Raw genomic sequence first — 26,036 nt, 5'->3', positions numbered from 1 at the left:
CCAGCCAGGTGCTACGCCGCCACATCCTGCCTGATGGCTACATCACCCTGGCCGCACCACACCTGGGTCCAATCAATACTCACCGGGCGCGGCTTGCCTCGCCGGTGCAGCGCCTCGCCTTGGAGGCGGACTCGCCAACCTGTTGCTGGCCGGACTGCACCACCCCGATCTCGAAGTGCCAGGCCCATCACCTGACCGACTACGCCCAAGGTGGTGAGACACACCCGTCGAACATGTGCTGGCTGTGCCCGCACCACAACGCGGTCAACGGCCAGCCAGACCGGGGCCGGATGGCGCGCATCGACGGCCGGATCGCCTGGATCGGCCCCAAATACGGCACACCACGATTCACCGGCCGCGACTACGTTGACGCCGAAACCATCATCGGCGGACCCGCCCAAGGCACACCGGCCTCGCCCGGCTAGAACGCCATCGCCTGCGCGCGCCGAATCACCTCGCGCGCCCCGTGACCGTGCAACGCGTCGATCGGCCGACCCGGCAGCGAATCGTCTTCGGTGAAGAGATAGGAAAGGATTTCTTCCTCGGAGAAGCCGCCGTCGAAAAGCACGGTAATGGCCCCCGTAATGAACTTGCTCATCTCGCCATCGGCGAAGAGCAGGGCGGGCACCGCTTTGCGGCCATCCTTGCGGTAGAGGACGAGCTTGCGCGCGTTGACGAGGTCGTGGACCTTCGTCACCGGGACGCCGAGCATTTCGGCGACCGCGGGCAGGGACAGCAGTTCTTCGCCAGCGAGGAGATCATCAAGAGTATTCACGGCCCCGTAGTTTAGCGCCGCGGGGCCCATGTGCACCATACTGGTCTGCATGGATGTGGGAGACTACCTGGATCACCGATACGTCATCGACCGGCCGATCGCGCGCGGCGGCATGGCGACGGTCTACCGCTGCGTCGATACCCGGCTCGGCCGCGAGGTCGCCGCCAAGGTCATGCACCAGCAGTACGTCGACGACCCGGTCTTCCTCGAGCGTTTCCGCCGCGAAGCCCGCGCGATGGCGCAGCTGTCGCACCCGAACCTGGTCAACGTCTACGATTTCTCCGCCCAGGGCGACGAGATCTTCCTCATCATGGAGCTGATCACCGGCGGTACCCTGCGCGAGCTGCTCGCCGAGCGCGGGCCGATGCCGCCGCACGCCGCCACCGCTGTAATGCGCGGGATGCTCACCGGCCTTGCGGTGGCGCATGACAAGGGCCTGGTGCACCGCGACATCAAGCCGGACAACGTGCTGATCAACGGCGACCACCAGGTCAAGCTCGCCGATTTCGGCCTGGTGCGGGCGGCCGCCGACGCCTCGCACTCGACAGACCAGATCGTCGGCACCGTCAGCTACCTCTCGCCCGAACAGGTGGACGGCTCGGCGATCACCCCGGCCTCCGACGTGTACTCGGCCGGCATCGTGCTCTTCGAACTGCTCACCGGCCGCACTCCATTTCGCGGCGACACCCCGCTCGCGCACGCGTACGCGCGGCTGAACGAGGAGGTGCCGCCGCCCTCGCAGTCAATCGACGGGGTGCCCATGCTTTTCGACGAGCTCGTCACCACCGCCACCGCCACCAACCCCACCGAGCGCTTCCACACCGCCGGCGAGTTCCTCGACGCACTTGACGACGTCGCCCGCGAACTCGAACTGCCCGACTACACCGTCCCGGTGCCGCGGAATTCGGCGGCGAACCGCGCGGCGGCGCACCCGACGCGCTTCGGAGGCCGCGAGACCGCCGTACCGCAGCGAGAACGGCGCCTGTTCCCCGATCCGCCGGAGCCACAGACGCGGGTCGATGCTGCACCGGTCGCACCGCCTCCCGCTCCCCCGCCGGCCAAGCCCGCGCCGAAACCTCGCGTGCGGCGCGTCTCCAACCGCTCCGGGGCGGCGCTGGTGGCGTATGTGGTCTTCGCCGCGCTGGTTGCCGGCGCGGTTGGCGTCGGCGGCTGGTGGTTCGGCTCCGGCATGTACGGCGAGATCCCGCCGCTTGTCAGCCAGGCCGTGTCGGGCGCGTTTTAGTAGCGCAGCATCTCGGCGACCAGGAAGGCCAGCTCGAGTGCCTGCTCGGTGTTCAGGCGCGGGTCGCAGGCGGACTCGTAGCGGCCCGGCAGATCGACGTCCGAGATGTCCTGGGCACCGCCCAGGCACTCGGTGACGTTCTCGCCGGTGAGCTCGATGTGCACGCCACCGGGGTGAGTGCCCAGCTCGCGGTGGACCTCGAAGAAGCCTTGGACCTCGTCGATGATCTTGTCGAAGTGGCGCGTCTTGTACCCGTTGGAGGAGGTGAACGTGTTGCCGTGCATCGGGTCCGACTGCCAGACCACCTTGTGGCCAGAGGCCTCGACGGCCTTGACGATCCCCGGCAGCACGGAGCGCACATTCTCGTGCCCCATGCGGATGACCATCGTGAGGCGGCCCGGCTCGCGATTCGGGTCGAGCTTGTCGGCGTAGGCCACAGCCTCCTCGGGCGTGACCATCGGGCCGAGCTTGATGCCGACCGGGTTGTCGATCATCGCGGCGAAGTTGACGTGGAAGTCCTCGATGCCTCGAGTGCGCTCGCCAATCCACAGCTGGTGGGCCGACAGATCGTAGAGGCGCTGCTTGCCGCGCTCGTCCTCGGCGAGGCGCAGCATCGCGCGCTCGTAGTCCACCAGCAGCGCCTCGTGCGAGGCGAAGATCTCGGAGGTGCGCAGGTTGTAGTCGTTGACCCCGCACGCATCCATGAACGCGAGCGAGCGGGAGATCTCGCGGGCGAGCGCCTCGTAGCGCGCCCCGGCCGGCGAATTCTTCACGAACTCGCGGTTCCAATCGTTGATGTGGTGCAGGTCCGCAGTCCCCGAGGCGACCAAAGCGCGCACAAGGTTCATCGCGGCCGAGGCGTTCGCGTAAGCGCGGACCATGCGGGCCGGGTCGTGGCGGCGGGACTCTTCGGTCGGCTCGACACCGTTGACGATGTCGCCGCGGTAGTTGGGCAGCCCGTTCGCATCCAGGTCGGAGGAACGCGGCTTGGCGTACTGGCCGGCGATGCGGCCGAGCTTGACCACCGGCATCGACGCCCCGTAGGTCAGCACCGCCGCCATCTGCAACAGCGTGCGCACGTTGGCGCGGATGTGCGGCTCGGTATTCGACTCGAAAGTCTCGGCGCAGTCGCCGCCCTGCAACAAGAAGGCCTTGCCGAGCGCCACGTCCTTCAGATGGTCCTTGAGCTCCTCGATCTCCGGGGCAAGCACCACCGGCGGCACCGACTCCAGGATCTTGCGCACATAGCGCGCCTGGTCCGCGTCCCAGCTGGGCTGCTGTTTCGCGTCGCGCTTGAGCACGTCCTGGAACTGCTCGTTAAGATCGCCCGGCAGCGGCGGGAGATCGGGCAGTACGTCTTTCGGGATATCAATTGTCCAACTCACGCCTTTATTCTTAGCACACCGGCTGTGTGCCCAGGACCGATTCCCGTGTACAGGTGTCCGCCGCTAGGTGTTCGGCGCGGTGGCGCGGCCAGTGGCATCCAGCGGCAGTATTTCCGCACATACGCGGTACTTTTTGACGTTGTGGCGGGCGTCGATAAGCGCATCGTGGTTGCCCTGCGGAGCCTTCGGCAGCTTCGGCCGACCCGCCATCTCCCAGTACTGTTTTAATTCATGCGTGAACCGCGGCATCTTGCGCGGCAGGCCCGTCATGTCGCCCCACAGCTGGGCGAAGAGCACGTGATCGTAGCCGCCGACCCACGCCCAGAGCTCAGGGCTTGTCGACGCCGCCGTAAGGAACGCGTACACCTCGTCGCGAATCACCCGCCGCGGCTTCCACGCCGGGTCACTGGCAGGCGGCAGCTTGGATAACACGTTGGCGCGCACCCACTCGCTTGCGTCGCGCGGGTCGAACTCCGTCGACACGGCGTAGTACTCGCGCCCATCTTCCGCCACGATGCCGATGGAGACGAGCTCGATGGTCGAGCCGTCCTCGATGAACTCCGTGTCGTAGAAGTACTTCATCCTATTTCTCGCCCTGCTCTTCCAGCTGGATGGGCAGGCGCTGCTCGCGCTCTTCGCGCGGGCGTGGCCAGAACATCACCAGCGCCACGATCGCCACCGCGATCGGCGCGGCGATCGTCGGGTGGAAGCCCACCTCCGAGGCGACGAGGTACAGCGCGACGGTGACCACAACGAGGACGACGCGCGTAATGAGATCCTTATCCATGTGCTTTACTCCTTGCGCGGCTCGGTGCCTTCCGGGTACTCGCCGGTGGCTTCGAGCGATTCCTTGATTTCACTGGCGTAGACGTCGACGTAGTCGTAGCCGGTCAGCTCAGCGAGCCGGTGCATGAGGTAATCGGTGAACGGGCGCGCCACCTCCCGCGACGCCGGGTCGAAGCCGTTTTCTGCGGCCCAGGCGTGGGGGTCGATCTGCTCGCTGATCTCGATGTGGATCTTCGCTGGCCGCGGGAAAGTCGTGCCGATCGGGTTGGCGTTGCGGGTGCCCACCATGCCGGTGAGCACGACCGGCACCCCTTCGGCCATGGCGATGCGGGCCACGCCCGTGCGCCCCTTGTAGATGCGGCCGTCCGGCGAGCGGGTGCCCTCCGGGTAGATGCCGAACAGGTCGCCGCCCTTCAGGACCCGGTGAGCCGCGGTCTGCAGCGCGTCGCCCGCGTCCTTGCTCTGGCGATCGAGCGGCACCTGGCCGACGGCGGTGAAGAACCACTTCTGGATCGCGCCCTTGAGCCCCGGGGTGGTGAAGTACTCGCTTTTCGCGGGGAAGGTCAGCTGGCGGCGCACCATCAGCGGCAGGTAGAAGGAGTCCATCACGGCCTGGTGGTTGGACACCATCAGCGCGGGGCCGGTGTCGGGGATATGGTCTGCGCCGTTGATCGTCGGCCGGTTCCACACTATGAGGAACGGGCCGAGGACGGCCTTGAACACCGAATACCACCTGTTTGTCATCGCCGTGCGCTTCCTATTGTTGTTCGTGCACCATCGTGCGGGCCAAATCAGCTACACCGATCATACCGGCCTGGGGTCCAAGCTCCGCGCACTGGATGTCGGCCACCGGCCGGTAGCCGGCACCGACCATGGTGGCGGCCATGGTCTCGCGCGCGGTATCGATGAACATGCTGGCGTCGGCGGCCACTCCCCCGCCCAGCACGATCAGCGCCGGGTCGAGCACGTCGGCGACGATCGCGAGACCGCGGCCCAGCCAGGTGGCGAAGCTGTCGAGCGCGGCGAGCCCGAGCTCGTCGCCGGCGCGCGCCGCCTCCATCACGTCCCGGCCCGTGGCGTGCTTGCCCACCACCTTGCGGTAGAGCCCGCAGCGCTTGTAGCCGCCGCGAGTGGCGATCTCGACCGCGCAATCCACCAGGGAGGAGCCGGAGGCGTAGCGCTCAAGGCAGCCCTGCTTGCCGCAGGAGCAGGCGCGCCCGCCGGGCACTACGGTGAGGTGGCCGAACTCGGGCGCGGTGCCAAAGGAGCCGCGGTAGATCTCACCGCGGTGCATGAGCGTTGCCCCGATGCCAGTGCCGACGGCGAAGAGCACCCAGGTCTCCGCGTCGCGGGCCGCGCCGAAGCGGTATTCGCCCCAGGCGGCGGAGTTGGCGTCGTGTTCGAGGCGGACGGGCAAGCCGAGCTCGTCGGCAAGCTTCTTGCGCAGTGGGTAGTCGTCGCGCCACGGCAGGTGCGGGGCGAAGCGGACGATTTCGCAGTCGGGGTCGAGGAAGCCGGCGACGGCAAGTCCGACGGCGGCGATGTCGTGCGAGGCGCGCAGCTGGTGTGCGAGCTCGACGATCGCGGCGGTCATTTCGCTCCCGGTTTGGGGGGTGGAGGTGGACGCGGCGTCGAGAATCTGCCCGTTGGCGTCGACGACGGCGGCGCGCAGGTTGGTGCCGCCGATGTCGAAGCCGATGGTGAGGGGGCCTGGGTGAAGTGACATAGGGGACGATTCTACTGCAAGTGTGCTGCCAGTCTTTCGGTGAGCACGTCCCACGCGAAATGCTTCTCGACGTGCACACGCCCCGCCTGACCCATCGCCCGGGCCCTTTCCGGGTCTCGCAGGATCTCGCAGGCGGCGGCTGCAAGCCCGGCGGTGTCGCGGCCGTCGACGACGATGCCGGTTGCGTCGGTGACGGTTTCCGGGGCGCCGCCGGAGTTGCCCGCGATCACAGGCACGCCGCAGGCTTGGGCCTCGAGGTAGACGATGCCGAGGCCCTCGACGTCTAAGCCGCCGCCGCGGGTGCGGGCGGGCATGGCGAAGAGGTCGGCGGTGGCGATGGCGTCGCGAAGCTGGGTGCGGGTGACCGCGCCGTGGAAGTGCACGCCTTCCGTGTTGCGGGCAAGCCGGCGCAGGCGGCGCTCGTCGGGCCCGGCGCCGATGAGGTGCAGTTCGGTGCCCGGCACAGCAGCTCGAATCAGCGGGAGCGCCCGGATGAGTTGATCCTGGCCTTTGCGGGCGACAAGGCGGGAGGCGCAGACGATCGCGGGATTGGGTGCATCCGGGCGCTGCAGGGGACGGAAGAAGTCGGTGTCCACGCCGGAGGGCAGCGCCAGGAACTCCGGGTGGGGCCCGAAGGCGGATGCGAAGCGGCGGCGGGTGTATTCGGAGACGTAGGTGACCGTATCGGCGCTGTTGCCGATGCGGCGCAGCACCTGGCGGGCACCGGGAAGCATGGACCAGCCGACCTCGTGGCCGTGGGTGGTGGCAAGAACGTTGCGTGCGCCCGCCTGCTTCGCCGCGGCCCCCATCACGGCGAGCGGGGCGGCCGCGCCGAACCAGACGGTGTGGATGTCGTGGGCGCGGATGAGCTCCTGCATCCGGCGGCGCACGCCAAAGGTCGGCAGCATGACGCGGGCCGGCCAGCGCACGACGGGAAAGGGCTGGGCGACGTCCCACTCGCGCGCGGCGTCCGCATCCTGGGTGGAGGCGAACACGACCAGCGAGTCAGGTCCGTTTCGGGCGGCGAGGTGGGAGGCGAAATCGCGCAGGTAGGACTGAATCCCGCCGAGTGTGGGCGGGAAATCGTTAGTGACCAGCAGCGTGCGCGACATCAGCCTGCGGGGCTAGTAGCGCACCGCGCCCTGCACTGGCATGGAGTTGACCGGCACGACCTGGACCGGAATGCCGTAGTCGGAGGCGTGGACGACCATGCCGTCGCCGATGTACATGCCGACGTGGGTCACCCCCGGGTAATAGCCGATGATGTCGCCCGGCTGGAGCTCGCCCATGGACACCGGGGTTCCGCCCGCGAGCTGCGCCTGGGAGGTGCGCGGGATGCCGATGCCGTTCTGGCCGTAGGCCCAGACCATCAGACCGGAGCAGTCGAAGGCGTCCGGACCGGCTGCGCCCCAGCCGTAGGGCTTGCCGAGCTGGGCCATCGCGGCGGCGACGACGCCGGAGTCAGCGGCGGGCAGGTTCGCGCCGAGGCTAACGGGTCCGTCCTTCTCGATCCAGCGTTGGCGGTCCTCCTCGCTAAGGCCGTCGACCTTGGTCTCGATGTCGCGGATCTGGTCGTCGAGCTCGTCGCGCTCGCGGTTGAGCGTATCGAGCTGGGCAGCGAGCTGGTTGCGGTTGTACTGCGCTTCCGCCTTGGCGATGTTGGCGGTGCGGGCGCGGGAGGCGGCGAGCTCGTTGGCGTCGTTAAGCTCGGCGAGCGTGCGCTCCGCCTTGCGTGAGAGCGAGCCGAGGTAGGCGGCGCGGTCGATCGCGGCCTGCGGGCTGCCGGACTCAAGGGTAGTCAGGAACACCTCGGAGTCCGTGTTGCGGTACTTCGACTGGGCCAGGTCGTTGACGTTGCGCTGGAAGCCCGTCTTCGCGCCGCGGGCCTTTTCGGCCTCGGCGCGAGCGGTGGCGGCGCGTTGGTCGGCCTCGGCGATCTTGCGTTCCGAATCGGCGACCTCGTCCTCGAGGGCCTTGATCTCCTCCGACTTCGCGGTCGCCTCGTGGGAGACCTCCTCGAGCTGCTCGATCAGCGCGTCGACGTCGTCGGCACCCGCGACCGGCGCGCACGTGCCCGCAGCGATGGCGATGATGCCGCTTGCCGCAAGTGCCCGGCGAGTGAAAAGAGAGTGTGAGCCCACGACAGATCCCCTTTGAAAAATCCGCAGCCGTAACCAAAGCGTGCTGCGATGTGTATAAAACCGTTATTACTATAGCCAGCTTGGCCCGCTAACAAAAGCACACCCGCCCAGTTCAATACGAACTGGTACGGGTGTGAAAGGTGGGGCGTCGAGAAGCTTTTAGAAGCGGACGACGGAGTGCACCGGCATCATGTGCAGCGGGCGCTCGCCTACCGGCACGCCACTGTTGAGCGCGTCGATGATGGTGCCGTTGCCGGCGTAGATGCCGACGTGGGATGCGCCACCGTAGTAGACCACGATGTCGCCCGGCTGGATGTTGTCCAGGGAGACCGGGGTGCCCGCGGAAGCCTGCGCCTGGGAGGTACGCGGGATGGACTTGCCAGCCTGTGCGTAGACCCAGGAGGTGAAGCCGGAGCAGTCGAAAGCGTTCGGGCCAGCGGCACCGTAGACGTACGGGGAACCAATCTTGGTGCGGGCGATCTCGACGATGCGCTCGCCCTGAGTCTTCTGCGGGGCCGGAGCCGGGGCAGCGACAGGAGCGGAGTACTGCTTAGCGACGGCCTGCGCCGGCTGCTGCTGCGGCAGCACCTGCGCCTCAACGTTGGCGATGAACTGGTTGAAGCCCGGCACGTTGGCGATACCCGGCAGCGCCTTCACCTGAGCGATGGCCTGCTGGTACTGGCCGCCATCAGCCTTGCCAGCCAGGGACGGGACCCAAGCCTCGATGCCCGGGATGTTGGCGATACCCGGAATGTTCTCAATGCCCGGGATCTGCGCGGAAACCGGGGAGTTCGGGACGCGGACCTCGGCGGCCTGCGCGGTGGTCGGCACCATCAGGGTAGCGCCTGCGACGACGGCGGTTGCGGCAGCCGCGGTGCGGACTGCGGTGTTCGTGGTCTGGCGACGGTGCTTTGCCATTGTAAGTTTCTCCATATCTTCTCTTCGCCTACCGGGTAGCCATTCGGGCTGGGCCGTGAGAATCTGCCCTGGCTCGCCTTGCTGCGCGCCATCCGCCCTCAATCAGTAAAGTGCGGTTCCCCGGTTCCACGACGCTGAAGTCGTGGTGTGCGGCTCATATGTTCTGTTTTCGTACCTTGCAAGCAACGGCTGTTGTCGCAATGTCTCGAACAGATTACGAAACGGCAACAAGTTTGTCCAACCCTTAGGTTGTTACAAATCCGTTATTGAACCGTTTCCTTGCGTTTGCCAGAATTTTCCAGAAAATTCGCACGGCCCCACGCGCGCACTGCGCTATAAAACACCTGCCGCTACCTAGCGTTTTGCCGCAGATCGGCTGGCTTCGCAAAGTGCTGCCAATGTACCGTGTTTCATAAAAATTTCTCGTGTGTTCTCCATCACACCGTCGAAAAGCGGGCATTTTGCGCCGTTATAGACCGTGACTTTCGGGCATAGAAAAAGGACCCATCCCCTTTCGGGATGGGCCCTTTTCTGACCGCTATTTCTTACAGCGTATTAGTGGCTGTTCTCGTGGGTCGCGTCGCGATCATCGAGGTGCTTGGTCTCCTCGAGCTTGCGCAGCGTCTCCACCTCTTCGTGGTGCTTCTGCGCCTCGGAGTCGCGGACACGCTCGGTGACGCCGAGCTCAGCCGGCTTGAAGGCACCGATGGTCTCGGAGTCTGCGAAGCCAAGCTGGTTGAGCTGCTTCGGCACGCGAGCACCTGCGTACTCGAGCGGAATCGGGTGACCGTTCTCGTCGACCGGGCCGAGCGGCTGGTGGATCTCCACGAAGGCACCGTTCGGCAGCTTCTTAATCACACCGGTCTCGATGCCGTGTTCCAGGACCTCGCGGTCGGAGCGCTGCAGGCCGATGCACAGGCGGTAGGTGATGAAGTACGCCAGCGGCGGCAGCACGATCACGCCGATGCGGCCGAACCAGGTCATCGCGTTCAGCGAGATCTGGAAGAAGTGCGCCACGTGGTCGTTACCACCGGAGATGGTCATCAGCATGAAGAACACGATGCCCATAACACCGATGGAGGTACGTACTGGGACGTCGCGCGGACGCTGCAGCAGGTTGTGGTGTGCGTCGTCGCCGGTGATCTTCTTCTCAATGAAGGGGTAGGTCAGCAGCAGGACGACCATCAGGCCACAGAGCAGGGCCACCCAGAACGCGCCCGGGATGGTGTAGTTGCCCAGGTAGAGCTCCCACGCCGGCATGACACGTGCGGCACCATCCGTCCAGAGCATGTACACGTCCGGCTGCGAACCGGCGGAGACCTGCGACGGGTTGTAGGGACCAATGTTCCAAATGCCGTTAATAGTGGTCAGACCAGCCATGGCGGCGAGGACGCCGAAGACGAACATCATGAAGCCAATTGCCTTGACGGCGAAGACCGGCATGATGCGGATGCCCACAACGTTGTTCTCGGTGCGGCCCGGGCCCGGGAACTGGGTGTGCTTCTGGAACCAGACGAGCAGCAGGTGCGCAGCGATCAGCGCGAGGATGATGCCCGGCAGGATCAGCACGTGCAGGATGTAGAAGCGGTCCAGCATCAGGTCGGACGGGAAGTCGCCGCCGAAGATGGCCCAGTGCATCCAGGTACCGATGATCGGGATGCCCACAACGATGGCGGACATAATGCGCAGGCCGACGCCGGAGAGCAGGTCGTCCGGCAGGGAGTAGCCCATGAAGCCCTCGATCATGCCGAGCAGGATCAGGGTGACACCGATGATCCAGTTCGCCTCACGCGGGCGACGGAACGCACCGGTGAAGAAGATACGCATCATGTGCGCGAACATGGCCATCATGAACATCAGGGCGGCCCAGTGGTGCATCTGGCGCACGAAGAGTCCACCGCGGACATCAAAGGAGATGTTCAGTGCGGTGGCGTAGGCGCGGGACATTTCCACGCCGTTGAGCGGCAGGTAGCCGCCGTCGTAGATCACCTTGGTAATCGACGGGTCGAAGAACAGCGCCAGATAGACGCCGGTCAGCAGCAGGATGATGAAGCTGTACAAGGCCATCTCGCCGAGCATGAAGGACCAGTGGCTCGGGAAGACCTTGTTCAGCTGGGGGCGCAGGACCCCCGCGATCGTGTACCGCGAGTCAACGTTGTCCGCGGCTTGTGCAAGTTTTGTACTCATTAGGACTTACGCTCCCAGAATGCCGGGCCGACGGGCTCGATGAAGTTGCCGTTGGCGATGAGGTAACCTTCTTCGTCAACAGTCACAGGAAGCTGCGGCAGCGCACGTGCGGCGGGGCCGAAGATCGGCTTGCCGTAGTGCAGCGCGTCGAACTGCGACTGGTGGCACGGACACAGGATGCGGTTGGTCTGCGCCTCGTACAGCGAGGTCGGGCAACCGATGTGCGTGCAGATCTTGGAGTAGGCGTAGTAGTCGCCGTAGTGGAAGTCCTCCTGGCCCTCACGCTCGACGACACGCTTGGCGTCTGCGGAGCGCAGGCGGATCAGCATGACAGCGTTACGCGGGCCGTGCAGCGAGTGCATGTGCTGCTCGTACACGTCGCGCTTCGGGTCGTACTCCTTGCCGTCGTTGACGTCGTCCGCGTACAGCGGGAAGACCGTCTCCATAGACGCTGCAGCCAGGTCCTCCGGGCGCATGCGCACCAGGCGGGACACACCCGCGGTGGTGTAGTGCGAACCGGTCTCGCCCTCGTGCAGCTCAGCGATCGCGCCGGTGTCGCGGCCGAGGTAGACCTTGACGCCCTTCTCCTGGATGGTCCAGCCGTGGGTCCACAGCGTGCCATCGCCCAGGTAGTTGAGCTCGTGGCGCTCGCGCCACGGGTTCTTGATCATGCCGCCGAGCGGGGCAATGACCATCAGGCCGGCGAGGACGCCAGCGCCACCGAGGAGGCCCTGCATCGCCTTACGACGACCAAAGGTGGAGGTCTCCCACGCGTCGTTCAACAGTGCGGTGGTGGTGCGACGGTCGAGCTCGCTGGAGCGACCGTCGTGGCGGCGCTGCACCGAGATCTCTTCCGGGATGAACTTCTTCACGTACTGGATAATCGCAATGCCCAGCGCGATGAAGCCCAGGCCCGAGGTCAGGCCGAGCAGCGGGGTGTAGATCGTGTAGAGCCACAGGCCCTCGTCGCCGTGGAACTTTGCCTCCCACGGCCAGAACAGGTACACGCCTAGGAAAGCGATACCGCACAGGATGGAGATCAGCAGCCAGATGTTGATGCCAGTGGCTGCGGCCTTCTCGCGCGGGTCGCCCTCGACTGGGAAGCGCTCCTTGCGGTAGGCCACCGTGACGTCGTCAAGCTCGGTGCCGAGCGCGGCGAGCTCCGCATTGCTCATGCGGTCCAGCTCTTCTTTGGTGTAATTCTTCTTCACTTCACTCATGAGCGCGATCCAATCCAGATAGCAGCGGCAGCGACCAGGGTCACGCCAATGATCCACATAGCCATACCCTCAGAAACCGGGCCGAGGCCGCCGAGCGACCAGCCACCCGGGCTCGGGGTTTCCTTCGCGGACTTGATGAAGGCGATGATGTCCTTCTTCTCGTCTGCGGAGAGCTGGCGGTCGGAGAACTTCGGCATGTTCTGCGGGCCGGTCAGCATCGCCTGGTAGATCTCCTGCTCGTTGGCGGGATCAAGCACCGGGGCGTACTTACCGGAAGACAGCGCGCCACCACGGCCGGTGAAGCTGTGGCAGGAGGCGCAGTTCAGGCGGAACAGCTCGGAGCCGCGGGCAACGTCGGCGGCCTGAATCTGGCCGTCGTAGTTCTTGCCGCGCAGGGACTCCTTGGCCACCTCGCCGTTGTCGTCGTAGACGAGCTCAGGGCCGCCACCGTTGGCTGCGACGTAAGCAGCCAGGGCAAGCGCCTGGGACTCGGTGTAGCGCGGGCGCTTGCGCTCAGCCTGCGCGTCGTTCGACATCATCGGCATGCGGCCGGAGTTGACCTGGAAGTACACGGCACCCTCGCCGGTACCAATCAGCGACGGGCCGCGATCCTCCACGCCCTCCAGGTTCGCGCCGTGGCACGTAATGCAGGCCACGTCGTAGATGTCCTTGCCCTCCTGGACCAGGGCCTGCTCATCGCGCTCGGCGGTGGCAACCTGAGCGTTCGGGGTCAGCGCGGAGGCCAGAAGGCCCGCACCGGTAAGCCCGAGCGTCAGCGCAGCGGCACCAGCGACGGTGCGTTGGGTCTTGCGACCCCGACGCTTCTTCTTAGGTGTGTTTTCCATCTTGCTTCCTTTTAGCGACTATTCAAGCTTTATCTGTTCCCTGGACTACTGCACCAGGTAGAGGGTGATGAACACGCCGATCCACACCACGTCAACGAAGTGCCAGTAGTAGGAGGTCACCATCGCAGCCGTTGCCTGCGCCGGGGTGAACTTCGACTTGGAAACACGAAGCAGCACCACGATGAAGGCAAGGATGCCGGCGGTCACGTGCGCCATGTGGAAGCCGGTGATGATGTAGAACACCGAGCCATACACGCTGGACTGCACACTTACACCGTGCATGACCATCTCCGTCCACTCGTATGCCACGAGACCCAGGAAGATCACGCCGAGCAGCACAGTGACAGCAAACCACTTACGCAGGCCGTATACGTCACCCCTTTCTGCAGCGAACACGCCGAACTGGGAGGTCACAGAGGAAGCAACCAGAACGATGGTGATGATCAAGCCGAACATCACGTTCAGGTGCGCCGTCTGGTTCTCCCAGTCACCGGCAGCCAAGCCGTTTGCACGCGACGTGAAGTACATCGCGAACAAGCCAGCAAAGAACATCAACTCTTGGGCGAGAAACGCGATCGTGCCCACGCTGACCATGTTCGGTCGGTTCAGCGAGGGGACACGATTCTGCGGTGTCGCCATGCCTTGGTTAGAAATTGCGGTCGTCACGCATGTGATTATGGCCTGTTTTCGTCTGAAAGTCATCTCAGATACCCCCGAAATTTTTCTGCCAATTCCGCCCCAACCTGCTATTTTCCCTGCTATACAATTCTGGAAAAAACTTTTTTGAAAACCCGGGAACTTTTTCATCCCACTATCCGACACACATCCCCGCAGGTCACGGCAGCGCCACTTCCCTACCCCCGCTTTTCGCAACGTTTCGCCGACCGGTGGGCAAATATTCGCCCGTCAATTCGCTTCGGCCGCAAGTTCCCGAATGTGATCCTTCTCATACCCGCCAAGCGCAGAAAGCGGGTGGAAAACCTACTTTCGGTTGACCCCTGTGCGGGTGGGCGTCGACAAGCATAAAGCCCCGGCACCACAAGGTGCCGGGGCTTAAGACCTCCCGCGAAGGCGTGCGGGAGATTAAGGCGCTTAGTGCTTCTCGCGCGGGATACCGTACTGCAGGTTGAGCTGCGTGGTGGTCCAGATGAGGAAGACCGAGCCGAAGGCGATCAGCCACAGCTGGTAGAAGGCGATACCCAGGCCGAGGAAGAAGATCGCACCGGACATTGCGAAGGGCCAGATCGAGTTCGGCGAGAAGAAGCCGAGCACGCCAGCGCCGTCTTCGATCTCCGCCTCTTCCCAGTCCTCGGGGAGGACGTCCATGCGGCGCTCGGTGAAGTTGAGGTAGACCGCCATCATGAAGCACAGCGCCGTGGCGAGCACGAGCGCGACACCACCGACCCACTCGAGGCCGAAGAGGTAAGCATCCTCACCGATCCAGCTCGTGGAGACGATGTAGGCCACTGCCATCAGGGCCAAGAAGGTGCCGATTGCGTAGAAAACTTTTGAGCCAGCTCCCATTGTTCTGCACTCCTTCTTTCTTTAAACGGTGGTGGGGACGTTGGTGTTATCGCCGTCGCGGGTACCCAGACGGTCGGTAACAAACGGGTGGGTGGAGGTTGCGTACGGTTCCTCACCAATCGCCTTCAGTGCGTCCGAGTTCGGAGCCTGCGGGTTCTCGATGCGGAAGTCCATGTACTGCTTGAACTTCTCCGGGGAGACTGCGCGAACCTCAAAGTTCATCATGGCGTGGTAGGTACCGCACATCTCAGCACAGCGGCCGACGAACGCGCCTTCCTCATCGATGCGCTCGATCTGGAAGCTGCGCTGCTGCTGGTTCGACTCAGGGTGCGCGTACACGTCGCGCTTGAACAGGAACTCCGGAACCCAGAATGCGTGGTTGACGTCACCAGAGGCGAGACGGAACTCGATCGCCGTATCGGTCGGGACCACGAGCACCGGGATCTCCTCGGAGGAGCCGATGGTCTCGATCTGGTTGAAGTTCAGGTACGACTGGTCACCCATCGACATGCCGTGGATCGGGTTCGCGTTCGGCACGCCCTCCGGGTCGTACTTCGACTCTTCCGCTGCGGCCTGACGCTCCTCGTCGCGGCCCTCGTACTTCTGGCCGTTCGGGGTGAACTCGCCGTCAACCTCCGCGTAACCAAACTTCCAGTTCCACTGGTAGCCGGTGACATCAACGGTGACCTTCGGATCCTTGTCCAACGCAGTGGTCTTCGTCTGTGCCTGGACGGTGAAGAAGAACAGCACCATGACGATAAGAATCGGCACAATGGTCAGCGCCAGCTCAAGCGGCACGTTGTACTGCAGCTGCTTCGGGAACTCGCCCTCACCCTTCTTCTCCTTGGCCTTGCGGTTCCACTTGAAGATAGCGGTGAGGAACAGGCCCCACATCACGATGCCGATAATCCAGGCAGCAAGCCATACCCAGACCCAGAAGTTGTACAACTGCACACCCTCCGGGGTGACCGGGTCAGGCCAGCCCATGTCGAGCACCTTGGCCACAGCCTCCGGCGGGGCTACTTCACAGCCCGCGAGCGCGAAGCCGCCGAGCAGGAGCGAACCGGCCACGCCAAGCTTCTTGGCGAAGCTGCGCTTAGTTTCCTTTTCCACGTGTGTCTGCCTTCCTGTCCACACTTCACTTAAAACACTGAACGTCCATAGGTATGCCAGAGCATTCCTACCCATTCCTACCCAGTTAGATTAGTTCATTCCAAGCCCGTCCACGGAATTCTTACTGTCGCCCCCGAAGTGCAGTGCTTTCGCTTCTCGACGCCCAGCCACCACCCTTGGCTTTTCCTGCCAGACCGCAGCAAATGTGGCCGGTGACACACAAATAGCGGAGAACTCGCCAAAATATTCATCCGAAAGTTGGCCCCCTTTCGGGGACGGGCTAAAGGTTGAAGCGCCACACCGGTGTCCGGTTCGCCGATCGAGCCGCGCGAACTCTATCCTTGGAGGGCATACCCGCGCGCACCCGTTGCGCACCATATATATAAGGAGAAGGTTCAACTTACGATGTGTGGCCTGCTTGCACTGCTTACCGCCGGTTCCAACGCCAGCACCTTCGTTTCCGCCGTGGACGAGGCGCTGCCCTGCATGTACCACCGCGGCCCCGACGCCGCCGGCACGTGGCACGACGCGGACGCGGTCTTCGGCTTTAACCGCCTGGCCATCATCGACCTGGAGCACTCCCACCAGCCGCTGCGCTGGGGCCCGGAGGACAACCCGACCCGCTACGCCATGACCTTCAACGGCGAGATCTACAACTACCTCGAGCTCCGCGAGGAGCTGCAGGCCGCGGGCTACACGTTCAACACCTCCGGAGACGGCGAGCCGATCGTGGTGGGCTACCACCACTGGGGCAAAGACGTGGTCAACCACCTGCGCGGCATGTTCGGCATTGTCATCTGGGACAACGAGACGAAGACCATGTTCGCCGCCCGCGACCAATTCGGCATCAAGCCGCTGTTTTACGCCACCACGGAGGCCGGCACCGTGTTCGCCTCCGAGAAGAAGTCCATCCTTGCGATGGCGGAACCCCTTGGGCTCGATCTCGGCGGTCAAGACAACGGACTAGACCGGCGCGCGATCGAGCACTACGTCGACCTGCAGTACGTACCCGAACCGGAGACGCTGCACACCGCTATTCGACGCGTGGAGTCCGGCTGCACCGTCACCCTTACCCCCGGCGGCGAGGTTGTCAGTGAGCGGTACTTCACCCCGCACTTTAAGTCCCAGCCGGTACCGAAGGGCAAGGAGCAGGACCTCTACGACCGGATCGCTGCGGCCCTCGAGGATTCGGTGGCCAAGCACATGCGCGCCGACGTGACCGTCGGTTCCTTCCTCTCCGGTGGCATCGACTCCACCGCTATCGCAGCGTTGGCGAAGCGCCACAACCCGGACCTTTTGACCTTCACCACCGGCTTCGAGCGCGAGGGGTACTCCGAGGTAGACGTTGCCGCCGAGTCGGCCGAGGCGATCGGCGTGGAGCACATCGTCAAGATCGTCTCGCCCGAGGAGTACGCCGACGCGATCCCGAAGATCATGTGGTACTTGGACGACCCGGTCGCGGACCCCTCGCTCGTCCCGCTGTTCTTCGTTGCGCAGGAAGCCCGCAAGCACGTCAAGGTCGTACTCTCCGGCGAGGGTGCCGACGAGCTGTTCGGCGGCTACACCATTTACAAGGAGCCGCTCTCGCTCGCACCCTTTGAGAAGCTGCCCTCTCCCCTGCTGCGCGGGCTGAACAAGCTCGGCCAGGTCCTGCCCGAGGGAATGAAGGGCAAGAGCCTGCTGCTGCGCGGCACCACGCCGATGGAGGAGCGCTACTACGGTAACGCCCGTTCCTTTAACTTCGAGCAGCTCAACCGGGTACTGCCCTGGGCCAAGCGGGAGTGGGATCACCGGGAGGTCACGGCGCCGATTTACGCGGCGTCGACAAGCATGGACCCGGTCGCGCGCATGCAGAACCTGGACCTGTTCACCTGGATGCGCGGCGACATCCTGGTCAAGGCCGACAAGATGAACATGGCGAATTCGCTCGAGCTGCGCGTGCCTTTCCTGGACAAGGAGGTCTTCGAGGTGGCGCAGACGATTCCTTACGAGCAGAAGATCGCGAACGGGACGACGAAGTACGCGCTGCGCCGCGCGATGGAGCAGATCGTGCCCGCGCACGTGCTCAACCGCCGCAAGCTCGGCTTCCCAGTGCCGATGCGCCACTGGCTCGCGGGTGATGAGCTGTACGGCTGGGCGCAGGACACGATCAACGAGTCGCAGACCGAGCACATCTTTAACAAGAAGGAGGTGCTCGAGATGCTCAAGGAGCACCGCGACGGCATCTCCGACCACTCGCGCCGCCTATGGACAGTGCTGGCGTTTATGGTCTGGCACGGCATCTTCGTCGAGCAGCGCATCGACCCGCAGATCGAGCACAAGGAGTACCCGGTCAAGCTGTAAGGGGCGGCGCGGGGGCGGCGACCTGGGGAGTTTGCCGCTTCTGTGATCCGATCGACCTGGCATTTTGACGCCGGGCCTGTCGTTTTTTGAGGCTGGTCCAAATGGAGCTAGCTCCGTTTAGCAATCACGATTCCCCGCGACCTGGCGTTTTCCGGTCGCCGTTGGTCTGAATGGAGCTAGCTCCGTTTAGGCCTCCACCACCTGCGGCCATCACAAGGTAGTGCTAGCTCTACCCCAAGACTCCGCCTGCCACCATTGCCGACCACCTCCTCGCGCAGCCAAAATTTAAGGCATGAGCACAACAAAGAAAGTCCTTCGTATCCTCGGCGGCGTTGTCGTCGCCCTCGTCCTCCTGATAGCGGCCGCCGGCTACGTCTGGGGCCCGACGCTAACTGCGCAGATGACCGGCCAGGCTCGCTTCTTCGGCACGGACACGCCGAAGCGTTACGCCAACACCGTGCTGGATCTGTCCGAATCGATGGGCATCTACGGCGACTCGGAGGAGTTCGCAGCCGCCCGCGCCGAGGTCGAGGAGGCGACCAAGTATGCGCGCCACAAGTACGAACTCATCGAGCCGCTCAACGCCGCGGTGAACGCCGCCGGCGGCAAGCATTCCAAGCTCCACTACGAAGAGACGAACCAAGACACCGACGAGTCCCCGTCCGCCCAGGTCGGCGTCGAAACTACCGACGACATCGCACTGGCCACCGTGCCCGGTATCGGCCGCCACGACGACGTGCAAAGCTACGCTGACACACTCTCCCGCGGCCTCACCGAAGCGCGCGACGGCGGTGCCTGCGGCGCAATCGTCGACCTGCGCGGCAACGACGGCGGCGACATGGGCCCCATGGTCGCGGGCCTCAGCCCACTTCTCCCCGACGGCACCGCACTCGAGTTCGTCAGCCGTATGAACACCACGCAGGTCACCGTCGAGGGCAACGCAGTGCGCGGCGGCGGCTCCCCGCTGGAGACTGCTGGCGGCAAGTGGGAGGCCCCCACCGCCGTGCTTGTCGACGACACCACCGCCTCCTCCGGCGAAGCCACCATGCTCGCCTTCCGCGGCCTCGATAATTCCCGCTCCTTCGGCACCCCCACGGCCGGTTTCGCCTCCGCGAATATGGTCTATGACTTCCCGGACGGCAGCGTGCTCATGCTCACCGTCGCGAAGGACAAGGCCCGCACCGGCGAGGAGTTCGCCGAGGATCCGATCCAGCCCGACTCCCCCACCGCCACCGCCGACGAGGCCCTCGACCAGGCCAAAGCGTGGCTGCGCGAGCAGCACAGCTGCGGCGCGTAGGCGAGTTTCAGAAAGTGCGCAACATCACGTCATCCAAACCATAGGACAATTCACAGCATGCTGCTATCCTTTAGTCATGAAAAGATCAATTGTGGCGCTATGTCTGGCTGGCGCATGCATATTTTCCCCAACGTCTGTACCAAATGCGCAAGCCACCGAGGTTGCTTCGCAAGAGGCTGCTCAAGCAGAAGACAATGAGCTCTCCACAGGCGCAGCCGCCGCCATCACAATTGCCGCCATTCTTGCGGTCGTTGGCTTGGGTGCTGGCGCCACAGTTTGGGCAGTCCAGCAGCGACTCATCCCTAACCCCCTTCCGGGAGTTATTCCTGGGCCCCGCCCCCGAGCAAAAGCACCGGCACCGAAGCCGGCGCCGAGCCCGAAAACAGCACCAGCAAAGGCTCCACGGCAAGCGCCCAAGCCTGCTCCGGCCCCGCGGTCTGTGCCCAAACCGGCTCCAGCACCTGCACCCCAAGCCCACCCCGCACCTGTTAACCAGAACGGGAAGCGGCCTGCAAACGGCTACTACCGCAACTGCGCTGCAGCCCGCGAGGCTGGTGTAAATCCCATCTACGACTATGAGCCTGGCTACCGCTCTGCTTTGGACCGCGACGGCGATGGCGTCGCCTGCGAATAGCGCAAAAACAATCGGCCAATGACAAATGAATCCCGCCCACCACACAGCTCGTCGCCTGTGTGGTGGGCGGGATTCTTTCGCGCGCGGGACTTAGTTGAAGGAGTCGCCGCAGGCACAGGAGCCGCCAGCGTTCGGGTTGTCGATGGTGAAGCCCTGCTGCTCGATCGTGTCGGCGAAGTCGATGGTGGCACCGGCCAGGTACGGCACGCTCATCTTGTCCACCACGAGACGCACGCCGCCGACCTCGTCGGCCTTGTCGCCGTCCAGGTCACGGTCGTCGAAGTAGAGCTGGTAGCGCAGGCCCGCGCAGCCACCCGGCTGCACGGCGATACGCAGCGACAGGTCGGTGCGGCCCTCTTGGTCCAGCAGTGCCTTCGCCTTCGCGGCGGCGGCGTCGGTCAGGTTCACCCCAGTGGCAGAGGTAGGTGCAGTCATGGAAATCTCTCCTTAAATGTGTTGCCGGAGTTGGCCCCATCATAGTGCCCACCCGGAAGCGGCGCGCAACCGTCGCCGCCCAGGTGCCGGGCTCTTCATCTGTAACGCACCACCCCGGTGGCGTATTCCTACTTTTCTACGCCTGCTTGTAGCCTAGAGGGCGTGAAACTCCCCTGGCAGAAATCTGAAGAGCAACCCGAGCAGCAGGCTGAGGTGGCCGGCGACGTGGCGTCGGCAAGCGAGGCGAAACCCGAGCCCACCTACCCCAAGGGCTACACCCCGCCGAAGGGCCGCCCGACGCCCAAGCGGCAGGACCAAGAGATCAAGCGCGGGGTCTTGCGCGACCCGGACGCGCTGACGCCGGCGCAGCGCTCGCAGCGCAACAAAGACCTGAAGGCCTCCATGACGAAGGAGGAATGGAAGGCATATAAGAAGGAGCAGCGCGCGGAGAATCGCCGCGCGAACCGCGAGATCCAGGCGCGCATCGACGCTGGCGACGAGCGCTACCTCATGGACCGCGACAAGGGCGAGATCCGCCGCTACGTGCGCGACTGGGTCGACGCCCGCCGCTTCTTCAACAACTACGTCATGCCGGTCGCGCTCGTGCTGCTGCTGGTCATGCTGATCGGCACCTGGATGCCGCGCGTGGCCACGGTGCTGTCCGGGCTGACCATGGTGTTTATCCTGGCGATCTTCATCGAGGCCTTCATCATCGGCATCCGCGCGAACAAGGCGGTGCGCGCGAAGTTCCCGGAGGCCACCGAGACCGGCTTCGGCCTGGGCATGTACGCCTTCTCCCGCGCGTCCCAGCCGCGCAACTGGCGCTCGCCGAAGCCGCAGGTCGCCATCGGCGCGAAGGTGTAAGCGATGACCGATCCCGCACCACGCTTTCCGGCCGTCGAGCCGCCGGACACGGGCCGCGCCCGCACGGTGTCGCGACTGCTCGCGCGCAGTGTGCCGGGCCGGGCGCTCGGGCGGCTCGGCGATCTCGGCGCGCAGCTCGCCGGTGTGCAGGCAGGCGCGGACCCGGCCCGCTTTGCGCGTCCCCGCGCCGTGGTCGTGGCCGCGCGCCACGGCATTGCGGCCCGTGGGTTGTCCGCGTGGGACGAAGGCGCGACCGAGCGCCTGCTTTCCCAGCTCGCCGCAGGCGCGGGTCCGGCGCACAGTGCGGCGCGCGCGGCGGGGGCGACGGTGCGCGTGGTCGACGAGTTCGACGAGCCCACCGGCGCGATCGATACCTCCCCCGCGATGACTGCCGCCGCCTGCGCAGACGCGATTGCGCGCGGCATGCAGGTCGCCGACGAGGAGGTCGACTCCGGCACCGACCTGATCATCCCTGGCAACGTCGGCGTCGGCGACACCACGATTGCCGCCGCGGTCTACGGCACGCTCACCCGCACCGAGCCGGTACTCGCCATCGGCCGCGGCTCCGGCATCGACGACGAGGTGTGGAAGGTCAAGGTCGCCGCGATCCGCGACGCGATGTTCCGCGCCCGCGGATTCGCCGACGACGTCGAGCGCGTACTCGCAGAAATCTCCGGGCCGGACATGGCCTTCCTTGTAGGGCTCATCGCCCAGTCGGCGGTGCGCCGCACGCCAGTGCTTCTCGACGGCGCGCTGCCCACCGTCGCCGCCTACGCCGCCGAGCGACTCGCCCCGGGCACCAAGCGCTGGCTGATCGCCGCTGGCTTAAGCCCGGAGCCGGCGCACATCGGCTGCTTGCAGGCGCTCGAGCTGACCCCCGTGCTCGCGCTGGATATCACTGCGGGCCAGGCCACAGGCGCGCTCGCCGCCCTGCCGCAGCTCAACATGGCTGCGGAGATGGTCGGCGAGGTGCTCGAGTCGCTGCGCGCGGAGTAGGCAGTCTTAAGCCTCGACGAGCGTGGTGTTCCACCCGTGGGTGTCCTCCACGCTGCCGTCCTGGATGCCGCGGAGGCGCTCGCGCAGCGCCATGGTGAGCTCGCCGGCCTCGTTGTTGTTGATGGTGAACTCGCCGTCAGCGCTCTTCACGCGCCCGACCGGGGTGAGCACGGCGGCGGTGCCGCAGGCGAGCGTCTCGGTGATCGTGCCGTTTTCCACGCCCTCGCGCCAGTCCGCGACGGTAATCTTGCGCTCCTCAACCTCCAGGCCCATGTCCTTGGCGACCTGCAGCAGGGACTTACGGGTAATACCCGCCAGCAGCGAACCGGACAGTGCCGGGGTGACCAGCTTGGCGTTGTCGCCGGAGCCCTCGACGAACATGAGGTTCATGCCGCCCATTTCCTCGATGTACTTGCGCTCAATCGCATCCAACCATACGACCTGGTCGCAGCCCTTCTCCTCCGCCTCGGCCTGGGCGAGCAGGGAGCCGGCGTAGTTGCCGGCGAACTTCGCGTCCCCGGTGCCGCCCGGCGCGGCGCGGACGTACTCCTTGGACACCCAGACGGAGACCGGCTTGACGCCACCGGAGAAGTACGCGCCCGCCGGCGAAGCGATGACGTAGTAAGTAAAAGAGTGCGAGGGCTTGACGCCCAGGGTCTTCTCCGTGCCGATCATAAAGGGGCGCAGATAAAGCGCGGCCTCCCCGCCGGCAGCAGGGACCCACGCCTTGTCCACGTTGACCAGCTGGCGCAGCGACTCGATAAACAGCTCCTCCGGCAGCTCCGGCATAGCCAGGCGGTGCGCGGAGTGCTGCATGCGGGCCGCGTTCTGCTCGGGGCGGAAGGTGGAGATGCTGCCGTCGGCGTGACGGTAGGCCTTCAGGCCCTCGAAGATAGCCTGCCCGTAGTGGAAGACGTTGGTCGCCGGGTCCAGCGTAATCGGCGCGTACGGGCGCACCTGCGCGTCGTGCCAACCTTTGTCCTCGGTCCACTCAATGGAGACCATGTGGTCGGTGAACTCCTGGCCGAAGGCCGGGTTGGCCAAAATGGCTTCACGCTCGGCGTCTGTTGCGGGGTTGGGGTTTTGGGTAATAGCGAAATCAAGCGATGTCATGGGCACTACCCTACTCGGGGCATCCGGGCTGTTTACCCGGGTACGCTGAAATAGCACTGGAATTTATTCAGGCTCATAAAGAAAGGTGACTACTTATGGCTTTTGATTGCTCGCTTCCCGTCCGCGGCACGGCGGCGTCGGTAGCTGCGGCGGAAAACGCGCCTGCTGAGGCGGCGCGTCTCGTCCCGGTCGCTGCCGGTGAGTCCGGCCCCGAGCTGCCGGTGACCTCGCTTGTGACCGACGGCCTGCTCGATGCGCTGAGCAAGGTGGGCGCGAAGGGTAAGGCCGGCGAGTGCCACCGCCTGCTTGTCGACGGCACGTTGTTCATCGCCTTCGGCATCGGCCCAGCGGCGGACATCGACGACGAAGCGGTGCGCCGCGGCGTCGGCACCGCGGCCCGCTCGCTCACCGGGGTGGAGAAAGCAGCGATCAGCGCCGAGTTCGGCGTGGGCCCGGTCGTGGAGGGCATCGTGCTTGGCAGCTACTCCTACCAGGGCTTCAAGGCTGTTGACGCTGCAGAGCCTGCGCAGGTGACCACCGAGGTCACTGTGGTCAATGCTGATGCGGAGGCCTTCGAGGCCGCGCGCACCATCGCCGAGTCGGTCAACCTGGCTCGCGACCTGGTCAACACCCCGTCGAACTACCTCTACCCGGCCTCCTACGCCAAGGTCATGGAGGAGATCGGCACCCAGGTGGGCCTGAAAGTCGAGGTCTTCGACGAGGACTACCTCGCCGAGCACGGCTTCGGCGGCATCACCGCCGTCGGTGGCGGCTCGCAGCGCCCGCCGCGCCTGGTGCACCTCGCGTTGAACCCGGAGGCCACCGGCACGCACACCGCGCTCGTGGGCAAGGGCATCACCTTCGACACCGGCGGCATCTCGCTGAAGCCCGGCCCGAAGATGGAGGACATGATCAGCGACATGGGCGGGTCTGCCGCGCAGTTCGCCGCGATCGTCGCCGCCGCCCGCCTGGGCATCGACATGCGCATCGACGCCTGGCTGCCGCTGGCCGAGAACATGCCGTCCGGCGCCGCCACCCGCCCGGGCGATGTCATCACCCACTACGGGGGCCTGACCTCGGAAGTGCTCAATACCGATGCGGAGGGCCGCCTCGTGCTTGCCGACGCCATCGCACGCGCCTCCCAGGACAACCCCGACTACCTCATCGAAACGGCCACGCTCACCGGCGCCCAGATGGTCGCGCTCGGCGCGCGCACCTCCGCCGTGATGGGCTCGGACGAATTCCGCGACGAGATCGCCGAAACCGGCCGCAGCCTAGGCGAGCCCGCCTGGGCCATGCCGCTGCTGGAAGAGCAGGAGGCGCAGCTGAAGTCCCCAGTCGCGGACATCCGGAACATCCACAACTCGCGCAACGGCGGCATGCTCTTCGCCGGACTGTACCTGTCCAAGTTTGTCAGCGAGGGCACCCAGTGGGCCCACATCGACATCGCCGGGCCGTCGTTTAACACCGAGTCCCCCTTCGGCTACACCCCGAAGCGCGCCACCGGTGTGCCGGTGCGCACCATCGTCGCCACCCTTTCGACGCTCGCCGAGCGCTAGCTATACGGGTTCTCGCCGCGCTCAAACTTGGCGCGGCGTTCCCGTTGCTCAGCCCTTTTTCGCAGGATTCTCTCCTGCTCCATTTTTTTGCGCATGCGGTCTGGGTAACCGGTCTCCTCGACGTCGTAAAGCAAAATGCCCAGCAGTTTCGCGACCTCATCGATGCCCTTGGGCCCGCCGATTCGGCGGCGGGTGTAGTTGCCCTGCTCATCGACGAGTACGACCGACATCTCGTTGACCATCGTCTCCGGCTCGATGTAGCCCTCGACGAACTTCCGGCCGGCGACCCACTGCTGTAAGTACTGCGCATCGTCAGGGCGGATGGTCTCACCGGGCGCGCGCGGGGGCTTGAAGGTGGAGGACTGCTTCCGTTTGCCGAAAAGGTTAAACACGCCCAACATCTTAGCGAGCGTACAAATCGCGCCCCCAAACGCGACGAGGCGGACGGAATACAGGTAGCCTGTTGACTGTATAGCTTCCGTTACAACGTTGAACTGCGAGGAGACTTAGAAAACATGGCGCACTCTGTAGAGATGCCCGAGCTGGGCGAGTCTGTCACCGAAGGCACGATTACCACGTGGCTGAAGGAAGTCGGCGATACCGTCGAGGTCGATGAGCCGTTGCTCGAGGTCTCCACCGATAAGGTCGACACCGAGATCCCGTCGCCGGTCGCCGGCGTACTCATCGAGGTCAAGGCTGAGGAAGACGACACCGTCGAGGTCGGCGAGGTCATCGCCATCATCGGCGAGGAGGGCGAAGAGGCCCCTGCTGGCGGCGATTCCGACAAGGCTTCCGACGATGCTGACGAGACCGAGGAAGAGGCACCTGCCGAGGAGAAGAAGGAGTCCAAGTCCGCACCGAAGTCCTCCGGGTCTGCCACGGACGTGGAAATGCCGGAGTTGGGCGAGTCCGTCACCGAGGGCACCATTACC

At 65.0% G+C, this 26,036-nt stretch carries 27 protein-coding genes; 9 read left to right on the top strand and 18 right to left on the bottom strand.

All coding sequences use genetic code 11. The features are described from left to right. Positions 1 to 425, top strand: a 425-nt coding sequence (locus HMPREF2990_RS13030) for an HNH endonuclease signature motif containing protein (protein ID WP_168167141.1), incomplete at its 5' end; no start/stop codon positions are given. Here HMPREF2990_RS13030 and HMPREF2990_RS09830 read toward each other — a convergent pair. Further along, positions 422 to 805, bottom strand: a complete 384-nt coding sequence (locus HMPREF2990_RS09830) for an Rv2175c family DNA-binding protein (RefSeq protein ID WP_210399978.1) — start codon at positions 803 to 805, stop codon at positions 422 to 424. The genes HMPREF2990_RS13030 and HMPREF2990_RS09830 overlap by 4 nt on opposite strands. A gap of 19 nt (positions 806 to 824) precedes the next feature. On the opposite strand from HMPREF2990_RS09830, the gene HMPREF2990_RS09825 reads away from it, so the two are divergent. Further along, a complete protein-coding gene (locus HMPREF2990_RS09825; protein ID WP_070764464.1) occupies positions 825 to 2,018 on the top strand; it encodes a protein kinase domain-containing protein in 1,194 nt (397 codons plus the stop codon). Here HMPREF2990_RS09825 and HMPREF2990_RS09820 read toward each other — a convergent pair. The 14 genes from HMPREF2990_RS09820 to HMPREF2990_RS09755 all read right to left on the bottom strand — a co-directional run bounded on the left by HMPREF2990_RS09820 (position 2,015) and on the right by HMPREF2990_RS09755 (position 15,863). Beyond that, positions 2,015 to 3,403 carry a class II 3-deoxy-7-phosphoheptulonate synthase gene (locus HMPREF2990_RS09820; protein WP_070764463.1) on the bottom strand — a complete coding sequence of 463 codons (1,389 nt, stop codon included), beginning with the start codon at positions 3,401 to 3,403 and terminating at the stop codon, positions 2,015 to 2,017. The two genes, HMPREF2990_RS09825 and HMPREF2990_RS09820, sit on opposite strands and share 4 nt — an antisense overlap. Before the next feature lie 63 nt (positions 3,404 to 3,466). Beyond that, positions 3,467 to 3,985 carry a polyadenylate-specific 3'-exoribonuclease AS gene (locus HMPREF2990_RS09815; protein ID WP_070764462.1) on the bottom strand — a complete coding sequence of 173 codons (519 nt, stop codon included), beginning with the start codon at positions 3,983 to 3,985 and terminating at the stop codon, positions 3,467 to 3,469. A 1-nt stretch (position 3,986) separates the two neighbouring features. After that, entirely contained in the window at positions 3,987 to 4,190 is a 204-nt protein-coding gene (locus tag HMPREF2990_RS09810; RefSeq protein ID WP_070764461.1) for a hypothetical protein, read from the bottom strand. Positions 4,191 to 4,195: 5 nt separating this feature from the next. Continuing rightward, positions 4,196 to 4,933, bottom strand: a complete 738-nt coding sequence (locus HMPREF2990_RS09805; RefSeq protein WP_070764460.1) for a lysophospholipid acyltransferase family protein — start codon at positions 4,931 to 4,933, stop codon at positions 4,196 to 4,198. Between the two features lie 13 nt (positions 4,934 to 4,946). Beyond that, a complete protein-coding gene (locus HMPREF2990_RS09800) occupies positions 4,947 to 5,915 on the bottom strand; it encodes an ROK family protein (RefSeq protein ID WP_038591529.1) in 969 nt (322 codons plus the stop codon). 11 nt (positions 5,916 to 5,926) lie between these two features. Next, positions 5,927 to 7,027 carry a glycosyltransferase family 4 protein gene (locus tag HMPREF2990_RS09795; protein WP_070764459.1) on the bottom strand — a complete coding sequence of 367 codons (1,101 nt, stop codon included), beginning with the start codon at positions 7,025 to 7,027 and terminating at the stop codon, positions 5,927 to 5,929. A 12-nt stretch (positions 7,028 to 7,039) separates the two neighbouring features. After that, positions 7,040 to 8,056 carry a C40 family peptidase gene (locus HMPREF2990_RS09790; protein WP_070764458.1) on the bottom strand — a complete coding sequence of 339 codons (1,017 nt, stop codon included), beginning with the start codon at positions 8,054 to 8,056 and terminating at the stop codon, positions 7,040 to 7,042. A 159-nt stretch (positions 8,057 to 8,215) separates the two neighbouring features. Further along, positions 8,216 to 8,974 carry a C40 family peptidase gene (locus HMPREF2990_RS09785; protein WP_070764457.1) on the bottom strand — a complete coding sequence of 253 codons (759 nt, stop codon included), beginning with the start codon at positions 8,972 to 8,974 and terminating at the stop codon, positions 8,216 to 8,218. A 555-nt stretch (positions 8,975 to 9,529) separates the two neighbouring features. Next, positions 9,530 to 11,161 (bottom strand): cytochrome bc1 complex cytochrome b subunit, encoded by a 1,632-nt coding sequence (locus HMPREF2990_RS09780; RefSeq protein WP_038591541.1) that lies wholly within the window; start codon positions 11,159 to 11,161, stop codon positions 9,530 to 9,532. Then, complete coding sequence (locus HMPREF2990_RS09775) at positions 11,161 to 12,381, bottom strand: cytochrome bc1 complex Rieske iron-sulfur subunit (protein WP_070764456.1); 1,221 nt, start codon at positions 12,379 to 12,381, stop codon at positions 11,161 to 11,163. Before HMPREF2990_RS09775 ends, HMPREF2990_RS09780 begins: the two co-directional genes overlap by 1 nt. Further along, entirely contained in the window at positions 12,378 to 13,226 is an 849-nt protein-coding gene (locus tag HMPREF2990_RS09770) for a cytochrome bc1 complex diheme cytochrome c subunit (RefSeq protein WP_070764455.1), read from the bottom strand. The genes HMPREF2990_RS09775 and HMPREF2990_RS09770 overlap by 4 nt, the downstream gene beginning before the upstream one ends. A gap of 45 nt (positions 13,227 to 13,271) precedes the next feature. After that, positions 13,272 to 13,892, bottom strand: a complete 621-nt coding sequence (locus HMPREF2990_RS09765) for an aa3-type cytochrome oxidase subunit III (RefSeq protein ID WP_197697005.1) — start codon at positions 13,890 to 13,892, stop codon at positions 13,272 to 13,274. A gap of 426 nt (positions 13,893 to 14,318) precedes the next feature. Then, entirely contained in the window at positions 14,319 to 14,750 is a 432-nt protein-coding gene (locus tag HMPREF2990_RS09760; RefSeq protein WP_070764454.1) for an aa3-type cytochrome oxidase subunit IV, read from the bottom strand. A gap of 21 nt (positions 14,751 to 14,771) precedes the next feature. Beyond that, the gene (locus tag HMPREF2990_RS09755) at positions 14,772 to 15,863 is read right to left on the bottom strand and encodes an aa3-type cytochrome oxidase subunit II (RefSeq protein ID WP_070764453.1); all 1,092 of its coding nucleotides are present in this window, start codon (positions 15,861 to 15,863) and stop codon (positions 14,772 to 14,774) included. Between the two features lie 405 nt (positions 15,864 to 16,268). Here HMPREF2990_RS09755 and asnB point away from each other — a divergent pair, with 405 nt between their 5' ends. From asnB to HMPREF2990_RS12500, 3 genes are all read left to right on the top strand, one after another. Next, positions 16,269 to 18,206 carry an asparagine synthase (glutamine-hydrolyzing) gene (gene asnB, locus HMPREF2990_RS09750; RefSeq protein ID WP_070764452.1) on the top strand — a complete coding sequence of 646 codons (1,938 nt, stop codon included), beginning with the start codon at positions 16,269 to 16,271 and terminating at the stop codon, positions 18,204 to 18,206. Between the two features lie 292 nt (positions 18,207 to 18,498). Next, positions 18,499 to 19,503, top strand: a complete 1,005-nt coding sequence (locus tag HMPREF2990_RS09745) for a S41 family peptidase (protein WP_070764451.1) — start codon at positions 18,499 to 18,501, stop codon at positions 19,501 to 19,503. A 76-nt stretch (positions 19,504 to 19,579) separates the two neighbouring features. After that, positions 19,580 to 20,137, top strand: coding sequence for an excalibur calcium-binding domain-containing protein (locus tag HMPREF2990_RS12500; RefSeq protein WP_083317131.1), 558 nt, complete (start codon positions 19,580 to 19,582; stop codon positions 20,135 to 20,137). A gap of 90 nt (positions 20,138 to 20,227) precedes the next feature. Here HMPREF2990_RS12500 and HMPREF2990_RS09740 read toward each other — a convergent pair whose 3' ends face one another. Beyond that, the gene (locus HMPREF2990_RS09740; RefSeq protein WP_038591565.1) at positions 20,228 to 20,572 is read right to left on the bottom strand and encodes a HesB/IscA family protein; all 345 of its coding nucleotides are present in this window, start codon (positions 20,570 to 20,572) and stop codon (positions 20,228 to 20,230) included. 162 nt (positions 20,573 to 20,734) lie between these two features. Between HMPREF2990_RS09740 and HMPREF2990_RS09735 the strand changes: the two genes are divergently transcribed. Together HMPREF2990_RS09735 and HMPREF2990_RS09730 are read left to right on the top strand one after the other, a co-directional pair. Further along, positions 20,735 to 21,436 carry a DUF3043 domain-containing protein gene (locus HMPREF2990_RS09735; protein ID WP_070764450.1) on the top strand — a complete coding sequence of 234 codons (702 nt, stop codon included), beginning with the start codon at positions 20,735 to 20,737 and terminating at the stop codon, positions 21,434 to 21,436. 3 nt (positions 21,437 to 21,439) lie between these two features. Continuing rightward, positions 21,440 to 22,432, top strand: coding sequence for a nicotinate-nucleotide--dimethylbenzimidazole phosphoribosyltransferase (locus HMPREF2990_RS09730; protein ID WP_070764449.1), 993 nt, complete (start codon positions 21,440 to 21,442; stop codon positions 22,430 to 22,432). Between the two features lie 6 nt (positions 22,433 to 22,438). Here the strand turns inward: HMPREF2990_RS09730 and HMPREF2990_RS09725 are convergent, their stop codons facing one another. After that, entirely contained in the window at positions 22,439 to 23,545 is a 1,107-nt protein-coding gene (locus tag HMPREF2990_RS09725; protein WP_070764448.1) for a branched-chain amino acid aminotransferase, read from the bottom strand. 95 nt (positions 23,546 to 23,640) lie between these two features. Between HMPREF2990_RS09725 and HMPREF2990_RS09720 the strand changes: the two genes are divergently transcribed. Continuing rightward, positions 23,641 to 25,104, top strand: a complete 1,464-nt coding sequence (locus HMPREF2990_RS09720) for a leucyl aminopeptidase (RefSeq protein ID WP_070764447.1) — start codon at positions 23,641 to 23,643, stop codon at positions 25,102 to 25,104. Here HMPREF2990_RS09720 and HMPREF2990_RS09715 read toward each other — a convergent pair. Beyond that, positions 25,101 to 25,496, bottom strand: coding sequence for a hypothetical protein (locus tag HMPREF2990_RS09715; RefSeq protein WP_038591580.1), 396 nt, complete (start codon positions 25,494 to 25,496; stop codon positions 25,101 to 25,103). The genes HMPREF2990_RS09720 and HMPREF2990_RS09715 overlap by 4 nt on opposite strands. A gap of 123 nt (positions 25,497 to 25,619) precedes the next feature. Here HMPREF2990_RS09715 and HMPREF2990_RS09710 point away from each other — a divergent pair. Next, the coding region (locus tag HMPREF2990_RS09710) for a biotin/lipoyl-containing protein (protein ID WP_305764510.1) at positions 25,620 to 26,036 on the top strand (417 nt) is incomplete at its 3' end.

This window comes from Corynebacterium sp. HMSC071B10, assembly GCF_001814825.1.
Classification (GTDB): domain Bacteria; phylum Actinomycetota; class Actinomycetes; order Mycobacteriales; family Mycobacteriaceae; genus Corynebacterium.
Note: the sequence above shows the minus strand (reverse complement) of the source record. Positions and strands in the feature narration are given on the sequence as shown.

Excerpts from the sequence above, each read along its gene's own strand:
- HMPREF2990_RS09730 (WP_070764449.1), top strand. The coding sequence starts at position 21,440 with ATGACCGATCCCGCACCACGCTTTCCGGCCGTCGAGCCGCCGGACACG.
- HMPREF2990_RS09775 (WP_070764456.1), bottom strand. The coding sequence starts at position 12,381 with ATGAGTGAAGTGAAGAAGAATTACACCAAAGAAGAGCTGGACCGCATG.
- HMPREF2990_RS09800 (WP_038591529.1), bottom strand. The coding sequence starts at position 5,915 with ATGTCACTTCACCCAGGCCCCCTCACCATCGGCTTCGACATCGGCGGC.
- HMPREF2990_RS09770 (WP_070764455.1), bottom strand. The coding sequence starts at position 13,226 with ATGGAAAACACACCTAAGAAGAAGCGTCGGGGTCGCAAGACCCAACGC.
- HMPREF2990_RS09720 (WP_070764447.1), top strand. The coding sequence starts at position 23,641 with ATGGCTTTTGATTGCTCGCTTCCCGTCCGCGGCACGGCGGCGTCGGTA.
- HMPREF2990_RS09740 (WP_038591565.1), bottom strand. The coding sequence starts at position 20,572 with ATGACTGCACCTACCTCTGCCACTGGGGTGAACCTGACCGACGCCGCC.
- HMPREF2990_RS09780 (WP_038591541.1), bottom strand. The coding sequence starts at position 11,161 with ATGAGTACAAAACTTGCACAAGCCGCGGACAACGTTGACTCGCGGTAC.
- asnB (WP_070764452.1), top strand. The coding sequence starts at position 16,269 with ATGTGTGGCCTGCTTGCACTGCTTACCGCCGGTTCCAACGCCAGCACC.
- HMPREF2990_RS09815 (WP_070764462.1), bottom strand. The coding sequence starts at position 3,985 with ATGAAGTACTTCTACGACACGGAGTTCATCGAGGACGGCTCGACCATC.
- HMPREF2990_RS09795 (WP_070764459.1), bottom strand. The coding sequence starts at position 7,027 with ATGTCGCGCACGCTGCTGGTCACTAACGATTTCCCGCCCACACTCGGC.
- HMPREF2990_RS09745 (WP_070764451.1), top strand. The coding sequence starts at position 18,499 with ATGAGCACAACAAAGAAAGTCCTTCGTATCCTCGGCGGCGTTGTCGTC.
- HMPREF2990_RS12500 (WP_083317131.1), top strand. The coding sequence starts at position 19,580 with ATGAAAAGATCAATTGTGGCGCTATGTCTGGCTGGCGCATGCATATTT.
- HMPREF2990_RS09825 (WP_070764464.1), top strand. The coding sequence starts at position 825 with ATGGATGTGGGAGACTACCTGGATCACCGATACGTCATCGACCGGCCG.
- HMPREF2990_RS09810 (WP_070764461.1), bottom strand. The coding sequence starts at position 4,190 with ATGGATAAGGATCTCATTACGCGCGTCGTCCTCGTTGTGGTCACCGTC.
- HMPREF2990_RS09760 (WP_070764454.1), bottom strand. The coding sequence starts at position 14,750 with ATGGGAGCTGGCTCAAAAGTTTTCTACGCAATCGGCACCTTCTTGGCC.
- HMPREF2990_RS09830 (WP_210399978.1), bottom strand. The coding sequence starts at position 805 with ATGGGCCCCGCGGCGCTAAACTACGGGGCCGTGAATACTCTTGATGAT.
- HMPREF2990_RS09805 (WP_070764460.1), bottom strand. The coding sequence starts at position 4,933 with ATGACAAACAGGTGGTATTCGGTGTTCAAGGCCGTCCTCGGCCCGTTC.
- HMPREF2990_RS09785 (WP_070764457.1), bottom strand. The coding sequence starts at position 8,974 with ATGGCAAAGCACCGTCGCCAGACCACGAACACCGCAGTCCGCACCGCG.
- HMPREF2990_RS09725 (WP_070764448.1), bottom strand. The coding sequence starts at position 23,545 with ATGACATCGCTTGATTTCGCTATTACCCAAAACCCCAACCCCGCAACA.